At 55.5% G+C, this 22,175-nt stretch carries 14 protein-coding genes; 3 read left to right on the top strand and 11 right to left on the bottom strand.

Annotation, left to right across the window (positions count from 1 at the left end):
* Nucleotides 1-28: 28 nt before the first annotated feature.
* From OIU93_RS07340 to OIU93_RS07330, 3 genes are all read right to left on the bottom strand, one after another.
* Nucleotides 29-1,072, bottom strand: coding sequence for a glycosyltransferase (locus OIU93_RS07340; protein ID WP_264269426.1), 1,044 nt, complete (start codon nucleotides 1,070-1,072; stop codon nucleotides 29-31).
* A 225-nt stretch (nucleotides 1,073-1,297) separates the two neighbouring features.
* Complete coding sequence (locus tag OIU93_RS07335) at nucleotides 1,298-4,072, bottom strand: glycosyltransferase (RefSeq protein ID WP_264269425.1); 2,775 nt, start codon at nucleotides 4,070-4,072, stop codon at nucleotides 1,298-1,300.
* 6 nt (nucleotides 4,073-4,078) lie between these two features.
* The gene (locus tag OIU93_RS07330) at nucleotides 4,079-5,335 is read right to left on the bottom strand and encodes a nucleotide sugar dehydrogenase (RefSeq protein ID WP_264269424.1); all 1,257 of its coding nucleotides are present in this window, start codon (nucleotides 5,333-5,335) and stop codon (nucleotides 4,079-4,081) included.
* 995 nt (nucleotides 5,336-6,330) lie between these two features.
* On the opposite strand from OIU93_RS07330, the gene OIU93_RS07325 reads away from it, so the two are divergent.
* Nucleotides 6,331-6,759 (top strand): hypothetical protein, encoded by a 429-nt coding sequence (locus tag OIU93_RS07325; RefSeq protein WP_264269423.1) that lies wholly within the window; start codon nucleotides 6,331-6,333, stop codon nucleotides 6,757-6,759.
* Nucleotides 6,760-7,084: 325 nt separating this feature from the next.
* On the top strand, nucleotides 7,085-7,807 hold the full coding sequence (locus OIU93_RS07320) for a DUF6270 domain-containing protein (RefSeq protein WP_264269422.1): 723 nt from the start codon (nucleotides 7,085-7,087) through the stop codon (nucleotides 7,805-7,807).
* 1,131 nt (nucleotides 7,808-8,938) lie between these two features.
* Here the strand turns inward: OIU93_RS07320 and OIU93_RS07315 are convergent.
* The 7 genes from OIU93_RS07315 to OIU93_RS07285 form a co-directional block, all read right to left on the bottom strand.
* Nucleotides 8,939-9,823: a hypothetical protein gene (locus OIU93_RS07315; RefSeq protein ID WP_264269421.1), complete on the bottom strand. Its 885-nt coding sequence runs from the start codon at nucleotides 9,821-9,823 to the stop codon at nucleotides 8,939-8,941.
* A 34-nt stretch (nucleotides 9,824-9,857) separates the two neighbouring features.
* Entirely contained in the window at nucleotides 9,858-11,690 is a 1,833-nt protein-coding gene (locus tag OIU93_RS07310; RefSeq protein ID WP_264269420.1) for a hypothetical protein, read from the bottom strand.
* Nucleotides 11,691-11,807: 117 nt separating this feature from the next.
* Nucleotides 11,808-13,355: a methionine--tRNA ligase gene (gene metG / locus OIU93_RS07305; RefSeq protein ID WP_264269419.1), complete on the bottom strand. Its 1,548-nt coding sequence runs from the start codon at nucleotides 13,353-13,355 to the stop codon at nucleotides 11,808-11,810.
* A gap of 44 nt (nucleotides 13,356-13,399) precedes the next feature.
* The gene (locus OIU93_RS07300; protein WP_264269418.1) at nucleotides 13,400-14,452 is read right to left on the bottom strand and encodes an NYN domain-containing protein; all 1,053 of its coding nucleotides are present in this window, start codon (nucleotides 14,450-14,452) and stop codon (nucleotides 13,400-13,402) included.
* A 296-nt stretch (nucleotides 14,453-14,748) separates the two neighbouring features.
* Complete coding sequence (gene serA / locus OIU93_RS07295; protein WP_264269417.1) at nucleotides 14,749-16,344, bottom strand: phosphoglycerate dehydrogenase; 1,596 nt, start codon at nucleotides 16,342-16,344, stop codon at nucleotides 14,749-14,751.
* A gap of 266 nt (nucleotides 16,345-16,610) precedes the next feature.
* Complete coding sequence (locus OIU93_RS07290; RefSeq protein ID WP_372342881.1) at nucleotides 16,611-17,114, bottom strand: acyl-CoA reductase; 504 nt, start codon at nucleotides 17,112-17,114, stop codon at nucleotides 16,611-16,613.
* Nucleotides 16,999-18,591, bottom strand: coding sequence for an ABC-F family ATP-binding cassette domain-containing protein (locus tag OIU93_RS07285; RefSeq protein ID WP_264269416.1), 1,593 nt, complete (start codon nucleotides 18,589-18,591; stop codon nucleotides 16,999-17,001). The genes OIU93_RS07290 and OIU93_RS07285 overlap by 116 nt, the downstream gene beginning before the upstream one ends.
* A 181-nt stretch (nucleotides 18,592-18,772) precedes the next feature.
* Here OIU93_RS07285 and OIU93_RS07280 point away from each other — a divergent pair, with 181 nt between their 5' ends.
* A complete protein-coding gene (locus OIU93_RS07280) occupies nucleotides 18,773-19,009 on the top strand; it encodes a hypothetical protein (RefSeq protein ID WP_264269415.1) in 237 nt (78 codons plus the stop codon).
* Between the two features lie 42 nt (nucleotides 19,010-19,051).
* Here the strand turns inward: OIU93_RS07280 and OIU93_RS07275 are convergent, their stop codons facing one another.
* A complete protein-coding gene (locus OIU93_RS07275) occupies nucleotides 19,052-22,003 on the bottom strand; it encodes an SH3 domain-containing protein (RefSeq protein WP_264269414.1) in 2,952 nt (983 codons plus the stop codon).
* Between the last annotated feature and the right edge of the window lie 172 nt (nucleotides 22,004-22,175).

Below are 22,175 nucleotides of genomic sequence, written 5' to 3'. Positions count from 1 at the left end.
TAATTAAACCAATCCCCTCATGAGAAAGTTATTCAAGGTTCTTTCTCTTCTCGGATTGAACTGTTTCAAAAATCAATTTAGAGGCCTCCTGGCCGCTATCTATCTTCTGAGAAGCCTCGCCTTGCGAGCCTAGGCTAAGCCGATCTCCGTGACCGCGGGCAGCTGCGACATCGATCAGGCTCTTTATACCGTTTCGTACCTCCGACCCTGATCTCGCCATGAAGCACATCGGAAGATCGCCGATTCCTTTGGCGCGAGCGAATTGATCATCCGTTGAGGCAGCTTCGTTTGGGATTATTAGGGACGGAATACCCCAGCGAACAACTTCATGCACACTGTTGTATCCCGCCGCTGAAACGATAAACTCAAAGGCGGCCAAATATGGGCTTAACGGGTAGCGACGCAGTACGGAAACACCAACTACGTCGAACCGCTCCTGGCTGAGTGGAGAGAGCGCCAAAATCGGAGTTATCCCGTTCCGGCTTAGTTGGGAAATATCCGAAAGCACCTGTCTGCGGACGTCCTTTATATCGTTGATGTTCCCAGCTCCCAACTGAACCAACGCGTACCGCTGCCCTTTCTCAAGGTTCAACGCGTCCAAAGCTTCGGTACGACTCAATGGTGTGTCCGTTGGAAGATAAGTTATCCCGTTAACCAACGCCGATGACCCTCGCGTCTTGAGGGGCCCCTCGTCATAACGGCTCCCCACATCCCAAGGCGTGATGATCCGGTCCGCCAAGGCTTCCATCCGTTCCAATTGACCAGTAGGTACGCCCTGTTTCCAGAGACCTCGGCGCAGCCAAATTAATTTGGTTGCATCAGTACATTTCAAGGCATCTTCTAGTCCGCGGTAAATCCACGTACCGTCAAAAACAACAGCATCGAAATGGTTCCTTTTAAGCACGCTCGCCATGAAATGAAAGAAATAGTTATTCCATTGCCGGGCTGGCAGGCCAGTGCTACCGGAACTTCGGAAATACAGGTACTCAAAGCCTTGGGCACCAACCACGGCTGCAGATGTCGACAGAGTGATAAACGACGAATGGAAAAGAGATCGACCAGCGGTGGCCATGGCCAGGCATCGTGTTATATGCCCCATTCCCGCACCGTTGCTGGTAACGAACAGAACGTTCGGCCTGTCATTCGCCAGTAGACCAAAGGTCAAATTTTGAACGTTTCCCTCAGCGAACGTTGTAAACGAAGACTTTGCGCGCAGCCTATCGATTCGAAATCGTAGGCTGCGCGCAAACGCCCTAAATGAGCTCAGACTCATGAAAAGGCAGTCTCGATCCTGACATCATTCCGCGCGTGCATATTCGCTCCGTGAGTACTCTTCGATTCGCCCCATCAGGGCTTCCACGCCATATCGCTGAGCGATGTAATGCCGCGCCTTCTCAGACTGTTTCTTATACAGGGATGGGTCATTCCAATAGCGGCTGACTATCTCTGAAACTTGGCTCGGCTCTGCGTAAACCGCGCCATCCCCGAAAGTTGTCTCCATGTAACCTGGAAGAATGACGACCTTGCCGGCCGCCATGGCTTCCGCGGTTGACATGCCGAAGGACTCCGTCAGCTTATCGTCGTGGAAGTATGCCCAAAAGTCGACGGTATTCAAGAAGCTATCGACTTCCATGGCCCCGAATTCATGAACTATGACGCCCTCGGTGACTTCTTCTCCCAGCTTCTTACGCAGTTCTTTTGCGCCGCCAAGAATTTGGGTGTCAAAAACGTCAGAGACATACGCATTGCGGAACGTGGCCACGATACTCGGCCATTTCAAGCCGTGATCGCGTGAATGACGACCCAGGATTGGCTTTTTGCCGAAGTCCGGGTTGGCGACACAGTCACTTGTAATAACTCCAGGCCAAGTTCCGTCAACCAATCGGGATTTCGGTACCAATGTCAAGGATAGCTTGCGGGTTAGCTCCGATTCTCCGATCACCAGCGTGGTGGTATCGAACAGTCGATCCATGTTTTCAATGCATGCCGGAAGATCAAATACCATCCCGCTTCCACCCTTGTTCACGGGTGGGTTGTTGACGATTAACAGAGCTTGACCGACAGTAATTTTTGATTCTGCCCGATCCAGGTAAGTCACCACAGTCGGGTGCCTCACAACGAGGACCTTGGCATGCGCGATATCACCCAAACCAAGCTGCTGCACATCCCCGGAGGCCTGCAACGCTAGCAGCGTTTCACTTACTGGCGTGGAAGGCTTGTTCAATGGCGACTCAAGTTGGATGAATCCCACCCGCTTTCCAGCCTGAGCCACAGCCTTCATCTCGGAGAGCGTCAACGTAGTTGTCCCGCCCGGGAACCGGAAGTCAGTCACATACACCACGTCATACACGCCAAGATCGGTGCCGCGCTTTCCAGCTTCCATGGACGTCGGAACCACGTACTCTCGGACGGGGCCACGCCTCAATTCAGTCGGGTTTGCCGCGAACTTCCTATGCCAGCTGGTGTAGCTAGCCAGGTACAGAAGTCGTGATGGATCAATAAAGCCACGACTCATTTCTCCAGCCGTCAATGAACCATCGCGGGTACGCGTAAATGACATCGGAAATTCGCCAACAGCTTCGATCGCTTGGCCGAAACGAGTGACGATCCGATCTCTGAACTCTGCGTCGGCGCCTCGATTCACCGTATCCCAGGCTCCGATCTCGTCAAAGAGTTCACGGCGAACCATTAACGAGGAGAAATTCGGTTGGGCAAATTGGGGATTGTTGTTGATTCGCAGGAACTTCAGATCATCCGTCGACCTCGCGTGCAACGACATATTAGCTGCGACCTTGGGGTTTTCTTGAAGGTGGCGCACCTGAGTTGAAATTTTATCCGGATGGGACCAATCATCATCGTCATGTACTGTGACGTACTCGCCCTTGGCTATTGCAACGGCAGCGTTACGTGCACAATATGCACCAAGGTTTCTTTTCTGCCGAATGACCTTGATTTTCGGGCTGAGATTTTCTGCGTCCAACAAGGACTGCTCATAGTCTTGCCCAGAGCAGTCGTCAACAACTATAATTTCTAGGTTCTTCCAGGTCTGTTCCAGAAGTGAGATGAGAGCCGTCTTCAAAAGCTCGCCACCGCGAAACGATGGCACAAGAACGGAAACCATTGGTCCATCGATCTTGGTATCAGAGGCGCTGCGCAAGCGGTCCAGCGGGGCCAGTGAGGTATCGGGATCTAGTTTGATCTGTTCGAAGCGATTCTTCTCAAACAGTGCATTGAGATCGGCCACCCAGCGTTCGCTAATCGCCCCGTCAACGAATCGAACGGAGTTCAGACGCAAAAGCTCGGCTTGCACAGGGAACTTATTCTTCAGAGCGAATCGTTTGATCGCTTCACGTTGCTTTTTGAGGTCACCCGTCTCACCTAGCACTTCCACGTAGATGAGTCGGTCGTTACGTCCGAGCGCCTTGCTTCCGAAGTAACGTTCCACTACCGCGAAGAGACGAATGGCGTCGTCCATGTCGCTTTCCAAGGCACGCTGGTTAGCGGCTAGTCGTGCGAGCGTTAGCAGCATGTCTTTGTCCCACTGACGAACAATCTCGAGGTTCGAGCGATCGATCATTCCAAGTTCAGTGACCGCCAGTAGCTCGCGCAACGCGTCGTAACGGTAGGCACCGCCAGTGGATGCAAGCGCGATCGAATCGCGTACACGAACACTCTTCGAGCGCAACGCAAAAGTCTCCATGTGGGGTCGGATATGGGGCATGCGCCGAGCCCATTCGAAATCGAGACCAAGTTGCAGAACTTTGGCGATAGCCGCTGGTCGTTCGCCTCCAGAATTCGATGCTTCTGTGATGTAGACGGGGCCTGACCCCTCCAGCGAAGCTTGATCAACTTTGGTGGTGAGCTTCTTCAACTGACGCCAAGTTTGCCGACTGAAAAGCAAAACCAAGCAGCAAGTTGATATTAGAGCGATACCCAAGCCCAACACAGCTAAAACGAGTAAACTCAACGCACTGCCGATGACAGCAAGAAGAATGCCGATCGTTGCCGCGCTCAGTGCCGCGAGTTGCCAAGGGTGAAAACCTTTTAGATTCTTAATTAGTTTCTTTTTCAAAACGCTTTACAACCGCACTGCATTTGTGTTTGAGGATACGCCGCGGGTATCGAAGAACGCCTGGCTGGCCTGCGCCAGTTCGTCGACGTTGTACCCCGTGTGGTCCTGCATTAAGACCACAACGTCAGCACTTGCTATAGCTTCGTCGAGCGACTCAACGCGCTGCAAAGTCTTTTCACCAAGGTGCCACTCCTGGATTTTAGGATCGTGGAAGGAAATGTCGGCGCCGCGCTCGATGAATACTTCGCCCACAGGTACCGCCGGGGAATGGCGCTGATCTGCGATGTTTGGCTTGTAAGTGACACCGAGCAGTAAGACTTTTGAACCGTTAAGTGCTTTGGCGCTCTTGTTCAGCACCTCTTGCACACGATCTACTACGTAACGTGGCATCGAGTTGTTGATTTCCTCAGCCAATTCTACGAATCGGAAGGGGTATCCCAAGGACTTTCGAACCGAGTAGCTTAGGTAGTTCGGATCGATGGGGATGCAGTGTCCGCCGACTCCCGGACCGGGATAGAAAGCTTGGAAGCCAAAGGGTTTGGTCTTGGCAGCGTCAATAACGTCCCAAAGGTCAATATTCATTTCATTGCAGAACTTCGACATTTCATTGACCAGAGCGATATTGATGTGTCGATAAGTATTTTCCAGAAGCTTTGCGGTCTCAGCTTCCTTGGCGCCCTTGGCTCGGACTACGGTGTCAATAAACTTGTCGTAAAACTCAACAGCACGGTCGCCTGAAGTTCCAGTCATTCCGCCGACAATCTTTGGAGTGTTCTTCAAACCATAGACCGGGTTACCCGGGTCGATTCGCTCAGGGGAGAAAGCCAAGAAAAGGTCATGGTCCAGCTTGGCACCATTTTCAGTAAGAAGCGGTAAGCAGACATCTTCGGTGGTCCCGGGGTAGGTCGTTGATTCCAGAACGACCAACGTTTCGCCGGAGAGATTGTCGCGAATCGTTTTTGTCGCACCAATGACCGCTCCCAAGTCTGGGCTGCCGGCATCGCCCAGAGGAGTTGGGACGCAAATGACAACGACGTCTGCATCAGCAATTACCGCGGGGTCGCTGCTCGCAGCGTACCCTTTAGCGATCATGTCGCTCAGTTCGTTGTCGGATATATCGTCCACGTGGGAAATTCCAGCATTGAGGTTCTCCACAACTGCGGGGTTCAGTTCGAGACCGGTCACCTGAAGTCCCGCGTGGGTAGCACCTTGAGACAGCGGAAGACCAACATAGCCTTGGCCGACGACGACGAGTTTCTGCATATTTGCTGTTCTCTCTAGTAGATACGAGTAGATACGAGGTTTTTCATCTGCTGGACCCTGTCGACGTCTGACAACATCGTGTCCGGTCGACAGATTCCAACGACAAAGCTGACCATTCGAGCCTCAATTATTGTAACGTACCTTGAATTATTGACTGGGAATCTGTGATCTGCGTCTCGGGAGAGGTGCTGCCTTTTCTTCATCGAAATACCTCTTCAGATCCACCAATTGAGCGCTGCGACCAAGAGTTTCTGCCGAGATACCCAGCACCTATGACGCTGCAAGTTCCAGCCCTGGACCTTGCAGACTCGTTCAAGTCGCCAGCCAGTAATTGAACAGGTCCAGTTCCATAACGTAGTTGCGCTACTGCTGCCCGGTCCTGCTCCGTACTTACAGCATGCTGACGGCACACAATTTGAGGCGAACTTTGAATCAGATGATCATTCAGTCGGTGAACATTTGTCTCAATTCCGCGACGTCCGCCTCATGCGATTGGCTAGTTCGATAAGTGATACATGTCCCTCAGGGACCGGGAGATCGACTACTAATCACGGAAGAGTCGCATCGATTCAAAGGTCCCGGACGTTCGTTAGTGTCAAATGTTCCACTTCATGTTCCGAACACCTTAACCCGCCGCGAGCTACAGTACCGCTCTGCCTTGGCCGTGGGCGGCAGGCACTTGCCCGATACATTTCTCCCCCAAAAAAGCCCCGACGTCAGTCCCGGCACAAACGGGAGCGACGCCTACAGTGCTAAATAGCTGTGAGGGGTCACGCCCGTAAGGGTGAACATTCTTCTATGGAGCTACCCTGGTGGGTCGGACGGGTACCGGCCGACCCACCGCATAAACGGACAAGTCCTCTAAATGACACGGTGAAGGTCAGCTATTTGGTGAGTCACACTCCAGCGGGGAACGACCGGTAACTATCCTGCCAACCAGTCCCAGCCAGCTACAAATAAGTCTCACAGCTATTTGGCACAACGTGGCTGTTGGCGTGTTCCTTGAGGATGCGCAACGTGTCGATGATCTTCGCATCCTCGATGGCGCGCAGGGCCGGCAACCGTGTTTTCCAGGTCCGGTAGGTTCGTGCGGCGACCTGCACGCCCTGCTGACGCAGGACGGCGCAGATCGACTCGACCGCATGACCTTCGGCATGCTGCTCGTCAATGAACCGGCGGATCGGCGGCGGCGAGGGTCGAGCTCCCTCGCGAAGAAGATCGAGGCCGCCTTCAGGATCTCGTTGGCTTCCTTCAGATTCCGGTTTTCGACGCGCAGACGCTTGAGCTCTTCCTGCTCATCGGCAGTTGGTCCGTCCTTCCGGCAGGCGGCGACCTGGGATTGCACCACCCAGCGGCACAACATCTCGCCACCGACGTCAAGCTTCGGCGCCAGGGCCTTGCACGCTGCAAACACGGAAAGGTAGTCGGAGAGACGCTCAAGGAACATGCGGGCGGTACGGTCGCGGACTACGGCGGGGTACTTCTTGGGCACGGTTGCCATCCTTCTCAAAAAAGACAGCGGTATCAAACCCGGGATGGACCACGATCCAGATCCGGCTTTCTGTTTCGGCGCCGGACTCGCAGACGCTTATAGGAGTCGAGGGTCTTGGGTTCCCTGACGTCAATGACCTTAGTCAAAGAAATCAGCTTCACGATGCCCGTTTCGGCGGAGTCCTCGAGTAAAGGACGTGCAACGGATGGGACAGTCCCATTTCTGTCAGAATGTCGGATTGAACTAGAGTCTTTAGCATGACTCGTGTATTCATCTATGGCAGCTGCATGACTAGGGACTCCGAACCGTGGTTTAAAAACTTCGGTTTCGAGATGGTGGGGTACGTGGCACGCCAGTCTCTAGCTTCAGCGTTCCGAAAGGCTGATGGGTCGGAATACAACCTCTCAAAGATCCAATCCAGCTTCCAGCGTCGGATGACGAAGGGTGACATCGAAGGAAATCTTCGTTTTGAAATCCAAAGATCGGAACCAGACGTTGTATTTTGGGACATTTGTGATGAGCGACTGGGAGTCAAAAAATCACATTCTGGAGGCTTCATCACCCATTCGCGCGACCATGTAGCTGAGGGAGTACATCCGGGGCCATTTGGCCCGGTATTGAAGTTCGGCGGCGATGATCATTACGCATTGTGGGAACGCGGGCTGACCGAAATGCTGACATCTTTAGATCGTTACGGCCTAGCGAACAAACTTTATCTGAATGCGACGCCTTGGGCCGTTGTAGACGAATTCGGGCGAGACCACAATGAGCAAACCGCTGCAGCCGAGAGTTTCAATAGCGCTGCCGAACGCTATCTCGACCTGGCCTGGCGCAAGGGCGTCAATGTAATCGCCATCCCCCAGGCGACGGCAATTTCTCGATCTGAAGGGCATCAATGGGGCCCAGCCCCGTTTCATTACGTTGACAGCACTTATTTACGAATGTTGGAAGCGTTGGGAGAAGCCGTAGCAAAGGGGTAACAACCACCCCATCGGAGTTTAAGGTTAGTCCTCGACTTCCGGGGCAGGAGCCACTGGCCTACTGCGTCTAGTCATTCCCTGAATGGCGCCAATCTTATCGCGCATGTTCTAGCCTCCGGTCTCGATCCAGATGGCGCATTGGATGGTCCGGTCCATGATCGCATCGGCATGGACTCCGGACCCGAGCCGCTGGTGCCAGCTCTTCTTCGCATATCGCGTGCACGATACCGTCCAGGCTAGTTGTGGAGGCATTCGACGGGCTCGATTAGCCTGCGGAGAAACGTCCTGGCGGTGCGCTGCAGCAACCCCTCATCCATCGTGTTCGGGCGGTGCCAAATAGCGCTTGTTGGAACTGCTGTTCCGACGAGTCGGTACTGCTGTTCCAACAAGCGCTATTTGGCAGTAATCGTCCACGTCGAACCGGGGCATCAGGCGCTGATCCACATACAGGACGATCTGCTCGGTCACAAACAACTTGCGCATGACCGTGGGCGAGGGAGGAGTCGTGCGCCTTGGTGATGCCGGTGGGCGCGCTCAACGCGTGGGTGGCGTACTCGATGATCTCCCCAACCAACCTCGTGGTCAGTCTGGAGCGCAAGGGGATCTGATTGGTGACCGGCAAGAAAGTCCGCCTCGGGATTGCGGAGTCCACCAGCACCTGGCGGGAATCATCAGAACCATCTGTTCAAAACAGCTGTCTGTCCGTTGGTATCGCCATTCCGTCGACGTGGTGACGACGTGGTACTCATCCCTCTGGACAATTGGAACTGCGATTCTGATGACCCGGTGTGTAATCTCGATACATCGTGGACACTGAATCTCAGCACTTCGTGGACAACGAGTCTCATGTCTTCATTTCGCCGGAACGGCAGGACCACCTTGCCTCAATTTTTCATCGACTACCGACGGGCCCCTAATATCCGAGAGCCCGAAAACGTCACGTCGATCGGTCACGCCGCTACGCCAACGACGACAACTTCCGACAATGGATATTGTCGAACACGCTATACTTCCAACCGGCTTGAACACCTGGTCACTACGCCCAATGTCGAAATGCCACATTCGGGCCCAGGCGCGGTTTCCACGATTTCGCATCAAGAACCGCTAGAACGGACACAAGCGACAATCATTTTAACGTTGCTCCCGCCATCTAGCCAATGAGTCGGTGAAGAAAGAGTTGAACTCTTGGCTGGTCAGTTTCCCATGTCCTTGCACTTCACCTTCGTAGAGCTTCATGACTCGGTTACCAGCCGGCCCATCCCCGCCGTGACTTCCTATACCCATCGCAGCGCAGAACGGCTCGAAGTGCTTTTCAACATGAAACGGGTCGGCAATACTCTGCGTGTAATAAACAAAATTCTCAGGATTGGCCTGTCGATAATGTTCGACCATATTGAAACGTTCTGGGAACGACTCAAGAAGAGATTCTTGGATCCACTCAGGCCACACTGTTCTGAAATATTTGTCAACGACGCTCGGAATGTAGTCAGCAATAACGGTTTGTGGTTCCTGCACAAACGCCATAGAGCCGGGAAACCAACTTGACGCTCTCAGCGCAGCGAAGCCGCCACCAGAACCGCCGATAAAGGCAACGTGCTTTGCCCCACATTTACCGATAGCTTTTTTAATCACTTTTTTTACGTCGAGGAGGGGATCCCACCCGGGTCCTCCTAGAAACCAGGATAGGTGCATTTCACGATTTGAACTGATGAGTAAAGTGGGATCTGCAAACGCAATAAAGGCTGGCACGAGTTGCTTTAAGGACTGTACGCGCTCGAACCGTGGGTAGAAGTTTCTACTAAGGGAATTTGCGCCATGAAATCCGACGAACAGTTCGTCGCTGGCACCCAGAGAAGCATAAAAGTCGAGAGTCTTTCCGTTCTGGAGCGGAACCGTATGGACAGCGGTTCTTTGTCCAGTGAACCGAAGTGAATTTAGGCCGCGCTGGTGAACTAAAGGAAGTCCATAGTAATCATGATGCTCCTCTTTGAGGCCAGATATAGTATTAACGTTCACAATTATTCTTTCGGTATTATCAAATACGTCTTGACTACGGATTCAACGAAACTCTTCCGAGATCGACATCGTCGGCCAACCAAGCGAGCGCCCCAAATAAAGAATAAAGCGTCCTAATTCTAATACGGGTATTTGCCGGTCTCATTCGCAGCAGAGCCAACTCTTCACTATTGAATCTCGTTGCTAGTTCAGCAGAAGTGTATCTACGCAGAATTCTATTCACGACATCCCGCACATGAGCCCTGCCAGCGATTTGGGAAGCCCGTGCATTAATCTTTTTTGCATACGCTATGTCATCTTGTGTGACTGCCGGTATCGGCAACACTCGAGTATCGATTGCGTCAACAACTGGTTTCGCTCGCTTATCGAATTTTGGACGAACAAAGTTATAGTCCACTGGGTCGGAATAACCACGTTCGCGTGTAACGGAATCACCAAATTTTTTTGAATCAAACGGAACATCTAAAAGTTCCGGGCACAGAATATGCATTAAATCGTAGCCAACGATATTGTCCATACGCTCTTGCAAGGAAAGCTTAAACGCTAATTTAACCCCAGATGGGGAATAAAGTGGGTCAAATCTGTTCACCAATCTATTCCAGTTTGATGTTATTATGCCAACAAAATACCGGTTTCTTAGCTGCAGATAAAGGAAATCGGAAAGATCATCTTCCTTAACTCCGAGCTTTCTTCCCTTATCGAGTTCGGATTCCAGCTTGAGACTCAGATCGTCAATAAAATTCGCAGAAAATAAACCCGAACCATCAGTCGAAAAGAGATACGGACTCCAGATTTTATTGCCAAACGTTTCGGCAGTAAGTGTCTGGTTAGATTCGACCGGGCCGATTCGAGCACCGTAAAATGATCGAAAAGTTTCCCCATAACCTCCACTAAGAAGTGTAAGCGAGGTCTCTCTGTGGCCGCGATGTGGCCCAATGGCCAACATACCACTCGAAACGAGTAGTGGCCCAAGCATCTTGCCTCCGAAATCTTGCGGGGCAAATGCCGCCGGTGTACCGACGTCGAGAGTCATGGTTGCGCCTACACGCGCTGCCGCAGATTCAGCAATCTTCGTATCTTCATGCACCGGATCGCCCTCGCAATAGAATACGAATTTATCCGCAACGCCTGAGGCCTGAGCAGCAGCGAGAACGAGTCGACTATCAAATCCGCCCGTTAGGTGTGCCACGTGCCGATGGTCATGATTATTCGCGGCGGCCGCAACGTTAGCGCGAATTTCGTCTGCTGCTTTTTCAAGTAGGGAAGAGTATTCTTCCTTGGAATCAAAGAAGTCCCGCGAATCCTTATATTTCTTTACGTTAATATTCCGAGAACTAACAATCAAATATTCAAAAATATCAAATGACGTTACTTCGACGTAGGTTGACTTATTTAGTCCTCCATTCGAAGCAATCGTTAGCTCAAGCGAGTAATCTAACGATTTGGTCAGAGGCGCGTTTATTAATCGTGTTATTCTTTCAATCTCTAGTAGATCGCCTGATATGATGACAACATCATCGAATTCGTATTTGTACAGAATTGCCTCTCCAAGCAAGTCTGGCAAAATATAGAAGTAATTAGAGCGCTGATCACGAACATAGGCTATCCCTGCACCTCGAAAGTGGTGTCCAAAAGCATTCTCGAAACCAGAATCAATTGAACTAGTCAACCAAGCGTCGCAAAGAGACTGCGTGGAATCCACGAAACTCTTGTCGAATACACCGCAACCCTGGAATCCCCAGAACTCCAATCCGCCTACGGATACAGTATTTTGCGAAGAGACGATATATAGATAATTTTCGACGAAATGATCTCTGAGCATGGGCAAAGACCGATTTGATAACACTAAACTTGGAAATCTTTTCACGCCAGACCCTCCGTTGGTCTTATCTTTTTTAGATACATGCATTTTATGGAACTACATATAGCTTACTATGATTCTAATTCTATCGGGCACAATCTATGATATTAATTATTGGGGTGTCTAGACACCATATTTTGGAAAAATGGGAAAAGGAACAGGAAGTTCAGAACCTGGGGCTAGATCGGTCTGAAACGCACTGAAATCTCGCGCGACTCCTTCTTTCAGCCCTAATACATGCAGCAGCGAAGCCGCGGCCGTTGGCATCACCGGCTGAACGAGCAGGGCAACGCGACGGACAACTTCGAGTGTTACATAGAGGACCGTTTCCATGCGGGCTACATCGGTCTTCCGCAGTACCCACGGAGCCTGGTCGGCGAAGTAGGCGTTCGTGTCGCCCAGAACCGTCCAGATGGCTTCCAACGCCTTGCTGAATTCCTGGCGTGAGAATGAATCTCGGCAGATTTCAAGCAGCTTGCCGGCCGCAGCCAGGATCTGCTGGTCCTCCTCGGTGAACGTACCAGGGGTTGGTACCGCTCCCCCGCAGTTCTTCGCGACCATTGACAACGACCGCTGGGCCAAGTTGCCCAAGTTGTTCGCCAGATCAGAATTCATGCGTCCCACAATGGTTTCGTGGCTGTAGCTTCCGTCGGCCCCGAACGGCACCTCGCGCAGGAAGAAGTAGCGGACCTGGTCAAGTCCGTACTGGGCAACGAAGTCGGCGGGGGCCACGACGTTGCCTAGGGACTTGGACATCTTCACGCCATTGTTGTGTAGGAAGCCATGAATCATCACGCGCTTGGGCAACGGCAACTTTGCAGACATCAGGAATGCCGGCCAGTAGATCGCATGGAACCTGGAAATGTCCTTGCCAATCACATGGACGTCCGCAGGCCAGTACTTCTTGAATGACTCCGACTCAACATCGGGGAATCCCGTTCCGGTGAGGTAATTAGTCAGCGCGTCAACCCACACGTACATGACGTGGTCCTTGTTTCCGGGAACCGGAACGCCCCAGTCGAAGGTGGTGCGCGAAATCGACAAATCTTCCAGACCGCGTTCAACGAAGCGAATCACTTCGTTGAATCGGGTATGTGGAGCCCCAAAATCCGGCTGCGATTTGTAGAGTTCCAACAGCTTGTCTTGGTACGAGGACAGGCGGAAGAAGTATGATTCTTCCTCGGTCCAAGTCACCTCGGTGTCGGTCTCCTTTGAATAGCGGAGGCCGTCCTCACGTACTTCGGTGTCATCCTCGTGGTGGAACGCCTCGTCGCGCACGGAGTACCAGCCCGCGTACTTGTCCAAGTAGATGTCGCCATTGTCTTCCATGCGCTTCCAGATGGCCTGGGCTGCCGCATAGTGGTCCGTGTCCGTGGTGCGGATGAATCGGTCGTAGCTGATTCCCAACTCGTCGTTCATGGCTTGGAATGCATCCGAGTTGCGCTGTGCCAGCTCACGCGGGGTGATTCCCTCGCGTTCGGCCGTCTGAAGCATCTTCTGTCCATGCTCGTCGGTACCCGTCATGAAAAATACGTCATGGCCGTCAAGGCGCTTGAAGCGTGCCATGGCGTCGGTGGCGATTACCTCGTAGGCGTGCCCAATGTGGGGAACGCCGTTCGGGTAGGAAATGGCCGTGGTGATATAAAACGGAGTCTGCTCAGAAGTCACCATAGAAATCTATCGCATTTTGGCCCAAATACGCCCATCGGGGACCCCTATGTGAGCTGATCGAGTTGCTCCCAGAAGGCCACCCGCAAGGCGCGGCGGATATCCTGCAAATCGGTCTTCCATTCGCCGAGTCGTTGGGCACAGTCCTTGAGTAGAACCCTGTCGATTTCCGGGGGAAGGAGCGGACGGTCTGCAAGAAGGTCTCTTAGCTCGGTTTCAGTCGTGCTTGCCCGCCAATTGGTCGCCACGCTGCTGCCCACTTCCGTGGCTACCTCGATGGCGCTACGGTCGGCACTAGTTGCCCCCGCAAACCCCGAAGATTGGTTTGTCGAGCTGTAAACCAATTGGTAGTCTGCCGGTGCCGGGGCGGGGGCCTGGGTAGTCGATTGAAACTTGGGTCGCTGGCTCAGCAATGCGGGTGTGGGAACCTTCGGCATGCCTGGCTTCGGGGCTATCGGTGCTGACACCGAATCGGTGCGAGCTTCCCTGGAGGCAGCGGCAGCACTCGCGATAGCAGCCGAATGACTCGCGTGTTCCGGATCCCATGACACTGCCTTCACAAACGAAGACTTGATGAGTTCTTCGGGCAGGGTAATGATGCTGTCTACCCGCAAGGCAAGGTGTTCGGCAACGGATGCCACACCCAGCCGGTGATCGGCCTTCTCCACGCCGATGAGAACAACCTTCATACCCAGGTCTTGGGCCTCCTCGACGGCTTCGGCGAGGTCATCGTCACCGGAAACAAGGAAGGCAACCGAGGCGGCGCGGTTCCGGGCAATCCCAACCAGGTCGAGACCCAGTTTGAGGTCGACCCCCTTTTGTTCGCCATTAAACGAAATGCGGCCCAGCCGCACCTTGACGCCGGGTATCAATCCGATGCGTTTGTGCTGATCCGTAAAGATGGCATCCTTGGCTGCGTCGTACCAATAGATCCTCAGGTTCTCCAACCCACTGGAATCCTTGGCTGTTTTGAGGATCCCTTCGATCAGGGCTTCGTAGTTAACCGTAAAAGCGGCACGCAATGTTGTTCCCGAGGCACGGTGTCCCCCAATGGCTAGCAGGAAACTGGCATCGACGAATATGGCGCTCTGAGACATCATCCTTCAATCCTATGCGGTGCGAAGGATGCCCTTGGGAAACGCGCGGCCCACCTGCGCCTTTTCTGGTCATTTGCCAGATTGACCCAGGTCCTGACGCATTCAAGCGGCGCGTGCACTTGGTCTGGGCCACTTCGCCGTCGGCGTCCCAAAGTCGTGGATCCTCAGCCACGACGACCTGCTCGCTGCCAGCAGCAAAAAAACGTGCCCTGCACGCCAACCCGTATCCTCTTCCAAGACGTTCCAAGAGGTACCCGGGAGGCGTGCAGGGCACGCTAATTTTTGACGATTACGGGACGTTAGTCCGCGAGGTTGATCTCGCGGGCAACCGTGGCGCCAATGGCGGCACGCACGATGTCCAGGACGCCGGCGGGAAGGGCCGAGTCGATGGCCAACACGGCGACAGCCTCGCCGCGCTCTTCCTTGCGGGCCACCTGCATGCCGGCAATGTTCACGCCTTGCTCACCCAACACGTTGCCCAAGGTGCCAATGACGCCGGGACGGTCTGCGTAGCGCAGGACGATCATGTGATCGATGATCGGGATCTCGATTTCGTAGCCGTTGATGCCGACCAGCTTTTCGATCTGCTTCGGGCCGGTCAGCGTGCCGGCCACCGAAAGCTGGGTGCCTTCGGTCGAAGCGCCCGCGACCGTGAGCAGGTTGCGGTACTCCGGGGAATCCGGGGTGGTGACCAAACGAGTGGCCACACCACGCTGTTCGGCGAGCACCGGGGCGTTGACGTAGGAAACCTGGTCGGAGACAACGTCCATGAAGACGCCCTTGAGGGCCGAAAGCTCCAGCGCCTTCACATCTAGGGAGGCGATTTCGCCGGCAACAACCACGTCGATGCTGGTGAGGGAACCAACGGTCAACGCGTTGAAGATGCGTCCCAGCTTCTCCATCAGCGGGATGCCCGGGCGGACGTTCTCGTCAATGATGCCTCCCGCAACGTTGACCGCGTCAGGGACCAGTTCGCCGGCCAAGGCCAAGCGAACGGACTTGGCCACGGAAACGCCTGCCTTTTCCTGGGCCTCATCCGTGGAGGCTCCCAGGTGCGGGGTGACGGTGACGTTTTCGAATTCAAAGAAGGGAAGGTCCGTGCTCGGCTCCTGGACGAAGACGTCAATGCCGGCACCGGCAATTTCCTCGTTCTTCAGTGCGGTGTAGAGCGCGTCCTGGTCAACCAGGCCGCCACGGGCCACGTTGATGACGTAGGCGGAGTTCTTCATCTTGCCGAAGGCCTCCTTGCCCAGCATGCCCACGGTTTCAGGAGTCTTGGGCATGTGGATGGTCACGAAGTCGGACTCGGCCAGAAGTTCGTCCAGATCCACCAGGGTGACACCAAGCTGCTGCGCGCGTGCCGGGGTGATGTAGGGGTCGTAGGCAAGGATTTCCATACCGAAACCCTGCAGACGGGCAGCGACCAGCGCACCAATGCGGCCCAGGCCAATAATGCCGGCCTTCTTCTCGAAGAGTTCCACGCCAGTGTAGGAGCTGCGCTTCCATGCGCCGCTCTTCAGCGATGCGTTGGCAGCGGGAATGCGACGGGCCAGGGACACGATGTGGCCCACGGTCAGCTCGGCTGCCGAAATGATGTTGGAGGTCGGGGCATTCACGACCATGACGCCGGCCTGGGTGGCTGCCTTGATGTCCACATTGTCCAGACCCACACCCGCGCGGGCGATGATCTTCAGGTTCTTGGCGGCCGCAATGGCTTCTGCGTCGACCTGGGTTGCGGAGCGCACGAGGATGGCGTCAACATCTGCAATCGCGGACAGCAACTGGGAGCGGTCCGCACCGTCGGTCTGGCGAATTTCGAAATCGGGACCCAGGGCCGCAACGGTTGCGGGCGAGAGTTCTTCGGCCAATAGGACGACTGGCTTGTTTACAGACACAGGGGTGGCACCTTTGCTATTTCAGTGGGCTGGATGCTTGGACCGGATTGAGACGGGCCAGATACCAGAATATCGTCCGCCCCGTCATAATCCCGGCTCGATAGGGCGATGTTACGGCACAAATCCGGGCCACTGTGCGCATAGTCACAGACACTTGGCTTACGGGGCAATACGTGGCTCGGACCATCCCAGCCATGCTCCCAGTCTCCAAACGCGGCTATCGCCCGGCCCGGGATCCGCCATCGTTTTGAAATCCGCCCACCGAATTAGGCCGTCGGGTTGGCGACACCATCGTGGTGCCACCCGGCGGCAGGCTCAGGCATCCTGCCCACGACGCAGGCGCGGTAGAGCCCGCACGCGCCATGCCCCGGGGGCCACGCTTCAAGCGTTTGGGGCCAACAGGCAACGCCCACCGTCTGCAGTTCACGGCGCAACGGTTCCACCAGGTTCAGCACCTCGTTGATCGCGTCAAAGGAATGATTCCGGAGGAAACGGCCAAGGGTGAAGGAACACGGGTTTCGGGTTGCCCACTGGAGCGGTGATGTCCAGCGGCCCGAACAAGATCTACGGACAACGACACGTAGCTGGCTACGTGTCGCTGTCCTTTGGGACGTCCGGGACTTGACGCAACCCCGAACGAAGGCCAAAGAGCGCTCAGGCGCCGCGCACCGCGACTTCGCCCGACTTCGCGTGCTCCGTTCCGAACACGAGATAGCGGTTGGCGATCTTCTCGGTGAAGAATCGGTCGTGGCTGACCACCACCACGGCACCCGGGAAATGCAGCAGCGCTCGTTCCATCACTTGGGTGCTGGACATGTCCAGGTGGTTCGTGGGCTCATCCAGAATCAGCACCGAGGCTCCAGAGAGCAGACACATTGCCATGGCCACACGGGCACGTTGGCCGCCGGACAGATTTCCGATGCGATTCTTCAAGTCGGCCTCGGAAAACTGGAACATGGCCAGGAACCGGTTCACCGACTTTTTTGTCGCACTGAACGCCAGGGAATTCGGCATGGCATTGACCGCGTGAGTGACGGTATCGTTTGGATCCAGTTCGTCCAGGATCTCGTTGTAGGAAACCACCGCGGCACCCTTGGTCCAGGTGACGTATCCCGAATCCTGCTTTTCCTGTTCGGTCAGCACACGGAGCAGTGTGGACTTGCCACTGCCGTTGGCACCGAGGATCACCATGCGGTTGCCACGGCGGACCTCGAAGCTGAGGTCAGTGAAAAGGGTCTTCTCCCCATAGGACTTCGACAAGCCCTCAACTCGACAAAGGGTGTCCTTGATGTGCAGGCCACCGTAGATTTCGGTGATGATCTTGTCCACGGGCCGCGGGGCGCGTGACTTCTTGATTTTGGAAAGCTTGTTGTCCAGGCCCTTGCTTGCAGCCTTGGCTGCTTCCCGGCGGTCGGAGATGCCTTCGGCTTCAAAGGCGAGGAGCTCCGACTCGTGAACGAACTGGGACTCAAGGGACTTGAGCTTGAACTGCTTGGCCACCACGTACTCGGCGAAGTTTCCCGGGTATTCGTGGAGGTGGAAATTCTCGACCTCGATGATCCTGGTAACCACCGAGTCCAGGAACTTCCTGTCGTGCGAAACGATGATTGCCGCGCCCTTGAAGGACTTGAACCAGTTCTCCAGCCATTCAACACCCGCAACATCGAGGAAGTTAGTTGGTTCATCCAACAGCAGCACATCCGGGTCCTCGAGCAGGATCTTTGCCAGTGCAGCACGGTTCCGCCAACCGCCGGACAAGGAATCGATGGGGCAAACCCGGTGGGCCTGGTCGAAGCCCAACTTGGTGAGCACGGTGTCGATGGAGCGGGGGTAATCCCATCCATCCATTCGATCCATGGATTCAAACAGTTCGGACTGGCGGTGAATCAACCGATCCATTTCATCGGCCTTGGGGTCGGCAGCAATGGCCACATCGATCTCGGCGAGTTCCGCTTCAATCGCCTTGACCTCGGCAAAGAGTTCGTCAAGCACCTCGGAGATGGTGGACGCCCCGTTGAGTTCCGAGAACTGGGAGAAGTAGCCGATCTTTGTTCCAAGTTCCACCGCCACGGTGCCCGCGTCCGGCTCCACTTGGTCAAGGATCAGTTTCAGCAAGGTGGACTTGCCCGAACCGTTCCTGCCGATAAGCCCGACCCTGTCCCCCGCTTCAAGCTTGAAGAATGCCTCGCGCAGGATCTGGTTGTTTTCAAATCGGACGCTGACATCGTTTAGCCGGATCAAGCTCATGGTGGTGTGGTCCTATCAAGAGAATCGGTGGTGGAACGACGGGCAGATTTCCCCATATGGGGGTTTGCTCGGTGACATGGACACGAGCCAATACCGCGAAACACCACTGTCAATTCTACAAGGCGGGGCACGGTGGTGCCTTTCACCTTCCAATGCCAGACTGGGGGTGAGGAGGCGAGCCGTGGCTGGAAACGAATTCACCGGTTCACGTGACAGCTCTGCCCACGAACAACTGATCTGGGAGTACATAGAATCACTTCCCGAGAATGAGATCGACGGCATCATTGCACGCGCAGAGCGCAAGGTTGAAAAAATCGGCCATGGCATGTCGATGGCCGGACGGCCTCTCGAGCCAAAGATCCGCGACCGGCTGATTCAGGCGGCCATCCTGCGAGAACTAAATACCCGCGCTGGATGACATCCGGGGTGCGCGCCCATCCTTGGGACCATCGTGCGGGCACTATTTCACCAGCGGTGCACCGGTCCCGGAATTTCCGTACGTCTCCGCATGGATGTGGTCCAGATGTCGCGTCGTATCGTTCCAGTTGTTGACGAACTGATTGCCGTACTTGCCGGATTTCGAGTACTCTTCCCACCCTTTTGCCGGGCCCAACCAGATCTTGTCTTTCCAAATCAAGTAATAGATGCCGAGCGACTCGCGGTTTGCAATGAGGAACCGGGCAATCTCATCGCCGTTCCTGATACCTTGGGCGCTCTTGTAGTCCTTGATCATGAGGTCCGTGGCCACGCCGCTGCTGTGGCCGACGGAGCCGGCGCGGACACCGCCATAGGCTGAAACGTAGCCCGCATACCTTTGCTTCACTGCCGCATTGACCGCAATGGTATCCGGCTGGAGCGTTGCCACTGCTTTCGTGGAAAGGTAATCCTCGCTCATCCATCCGGTGCCTCGGCTAGTCACCACGCGGGCCCATCCACTCTTGGACTGCAGGTAGGTGACACGTTCCCCGGCGGGAACCAAGCCCATAATCGGGTACACCGTCGAATTGCCGGCGCGCAGGTTAACGTTGCCGGCGGCCCACCGGTACTGGGTGGTTACCGGAGGCGGCGGCGCCACGGTGGACAGATAAATTACGCTCACCCACCCCGTGCCCTTGCTGGTCTTGACATTGGCCCAGCCACCCGAGGAACGGCCAAGGAGGACCCGCTCGCCCTTGGGAACCACAGCCACGGAACCATAGCCGGTTCCTGCACCCGAGCGGAGATTCAGATTCGCAGTGGTCCAGCGCGGGGCGCTGAAGGTGACTAGATCGGGCTTCGGTGGATTCGGCTTCACTACCGGAGGCTTTGGCGCCACGGTCGAAAGATAGCCAGCGCTTATCCAGCCCGTGCCCTTGCTGGTCTTGACATTGGCCCAGCCACCCGAGGAACGTCCAAGAAGGACCCGCTCACCCTTGGGAACTACAGCCACGGAACCATAGCCGATTCCTGCACCGGAGCGGAGGTTGAGATTCGCAGTGGTCCAGCGCGGGGTACTAAAAGTGACTGTCGTCGTTGGAGGAATAACCTTGATTGCGGTGGTGGACAGCTTGCTGGACTGGATCCAGCCAATCCCCGCACCGGTACGCACCTGCTGCCACGAACCCGAGGTCCGCAGCCACTGGATCCTCGTGTTGTTCGAAAGCGTGCCGATCCTCTTGCCCGAGGTCTTGGCAGCTTGGTACACGGGCTGTTTGCCCTTCACCCAGCGATAGACGTTCGAGGGATTGGACGTGCCCAGGCTGCTCGCCGGCACAAATCCGGTCTTCCCCGAGAAAATAATCCGCGTCCAGGAACCGCTCCTGCCCAGCACCTCCACCTTCATCTGGCGGTGCAGCGAAAGAACACTCGCCGAGGAACCCGACGCCTTGGCCTTCACCGTAGTGAACACCTTCGTGTAGTTGTAGACCTTGGCCGGAGGCTTGATCGCGGCGGTGGACAGCTTGCTGGACTGGATCCAGCCAATCCCCGCACCGGTACGCACCTGCTGCCACGAACCCGAGGACCGCAGCCACTGCACCCTCGTGTTGTTCGAAAGCGTGCCGATCCTCTTGCCCGAGGTCCTGGCAGCTTGGTAAACGGGCTGCTTGCCCTTCACCCAGCGATACACGTTCGAGGGATTGGACGTGCCCAGGCTGCTCGCCGGCACAAATCCGGTCTTCCCCGAGAAAATAATCCGCGTCCAGGAACCGCTCCTGCCCAGCACCTCCACCTTCATCTGGCGGTGCAGCGAAAGAACACTCGCCGAGGAACCCGACGCCTTGGCCTTCACCGTAGTGAACACCTTCGTGTAGTTGTAGACCTTGGCCGGAGGCTTGATCGCGGTGGTGGACAGCTTGCTGGACTGGATCCAGCCAATCCCCGCACTTGTACGCACTTGCTGCCACGAACCCGAGGTCCGCAGCCACTGGATCCTCGTGTTGTCCGAAAGCGTGCCGATCTTCTTGCCCGAGGACTTGGCAGCTTGGTAAACGGGCTGCTGGCCCTTCACCCAGCGATAGACATTCGAGGGATTGGACGTGCCCAGGCTGCTCGCCGGCACAAATCCGGTCTTCCCCGAGAAAATAATCCGCATCCAGGAACCGCTCCTGCCCAGCACCTCCACCTTCGTCTGGCGGTGGAGCGAAAGAACACTCGCCGAGGAACCCGACGCCTTGGCCTTCACCGTAGTGAACACCTTCGTGTAGTTGTAGACCTTGGCCGGCGGCTTGATCGCGGCGGTGGACAGCTTGCTGGACTGGATCCAGCCAATCCCCGCACCGGTACGCACCTGCTGCCACGAACCCGAGGACCGCAGCCACTGGATCCTCGTGTTGTTCGAAAGCGTGCCGATCCTCTTGCCCGAGGACTTGGCAGCTTGGTAAACGGGCTGCTTGCCCTTCACCCAGCGATACACGTTCGAGGGATTGGACGTGCCCAGGGTGCTCGCCGGCACAAATCCGGTCTTCCCCGAGAAAATAATCCGCGTCCAGGAACCGCTCCTGCCCAGCACCTCCACCTTCGTCTGGCGGTGCAGCGAAAGAACACTCGCCGAGGAACTCGACGCCTTGGCCTTCACCGTGGTGAATACCTTCGTGTAGTTGTAGACCTTGGACTCCGCCACTGAATCGGATGTCAGATAGTCGCCGGAGACCCATCCGGTTTTCGACTTGTAGGTAACTTGGTACCAGATGCCGCTGACCCGGAGGATGGTGAGCTTCGTGTTCTTGGGAATGAGCACCAATGAAGTCGACTTCACGGTCGCGTTCTTGCGCAGGTTCAGGTTCGCGGTCGTTTGCTTGACCGCCTTCACCTTGGCAGTGCTTATGCTCACCGCAGCCGTCGGTGCCAAAGGCTGGGCGGTGGCCACGGTAGTCGGCCCGCCGATCAGTGCCACGGCAAGGGCCAGCACCACTCCAAGGTATTTACTTTGCAATGCGGGCTCCTGGCCAAGCGAATGACGAACAATGCACAATATTACCCACAATCATCACGCGGACCAGTGGATTTGCGGCGCTTTCTGATATGAGTTCGCGTGATGTTCACCGAAGGCGGCTGTCAGTGGATTCTCGCCATGGCCTGGGCATTCGAATGCCCCGTCCCGAACC

The sequence above is a fragment of the Paeniglutamicibacter sp. ZC-3 genome, assembly GCF_025847175.2.
GTDB lineage: Bacteria > Actinomycetota > Actinomycetes > Actinomycetales > Micrococcaceae > Paeniglutamicibacter > Paeniglutamicibacter sulfureus.
Note: the sequence above shows the minus strand (reverse complement) of the source record. Positions and strands in the feature narration are given on the sequence as shown.

Excerpts from the sequence above, each read along its gene's own strand:
- OIU93_RS07340 (WP_264269426.1), bottom strand. The coding sequence starts at position 1,072 with ATGGCCACCGCTGGTCGATCTCTTTTCCATTCGTCGTTTATCACTCTG.
- OIU93_RS07330 (WP_264269424.1), bottom strand. The coding sequence starts at position 5,335 with ATGCAGAAACTCGTCGTCGTCGGCCAAGGCTATGTTGGTCTTCCGCTG.
- OIU93_RS07320 (WP_264269422.1), top strand. The coding sequence starts at position 7,085 with ATGACTCGTGTATTCATCTATGGCAGCTGCATGACTAGGGACTCCGAA.
- metG (WP_264269419.1), bottom strand. The coding sequence starts at position 13,355 with ATGGTGACTTCTGAGCAGACTCCGTTTTATATCACCACGGCCATTTCC.
- OIU93_RS07300 (WP_264269418.1), bottom strand. The coding sequence starts at position 14,452 with ATGATGTCTCAGAGCGCCATATTCGTCGATGCCAGTTTCCTGCTAGCC.
- OIU93_RS07285 (WP_264269416.1), bottom strand. The coding sequence starts at position 18,591 with ATGAGCTTGATCCGGCTAAACGATGTCAGCGTCCGATTTGAAAACAAC.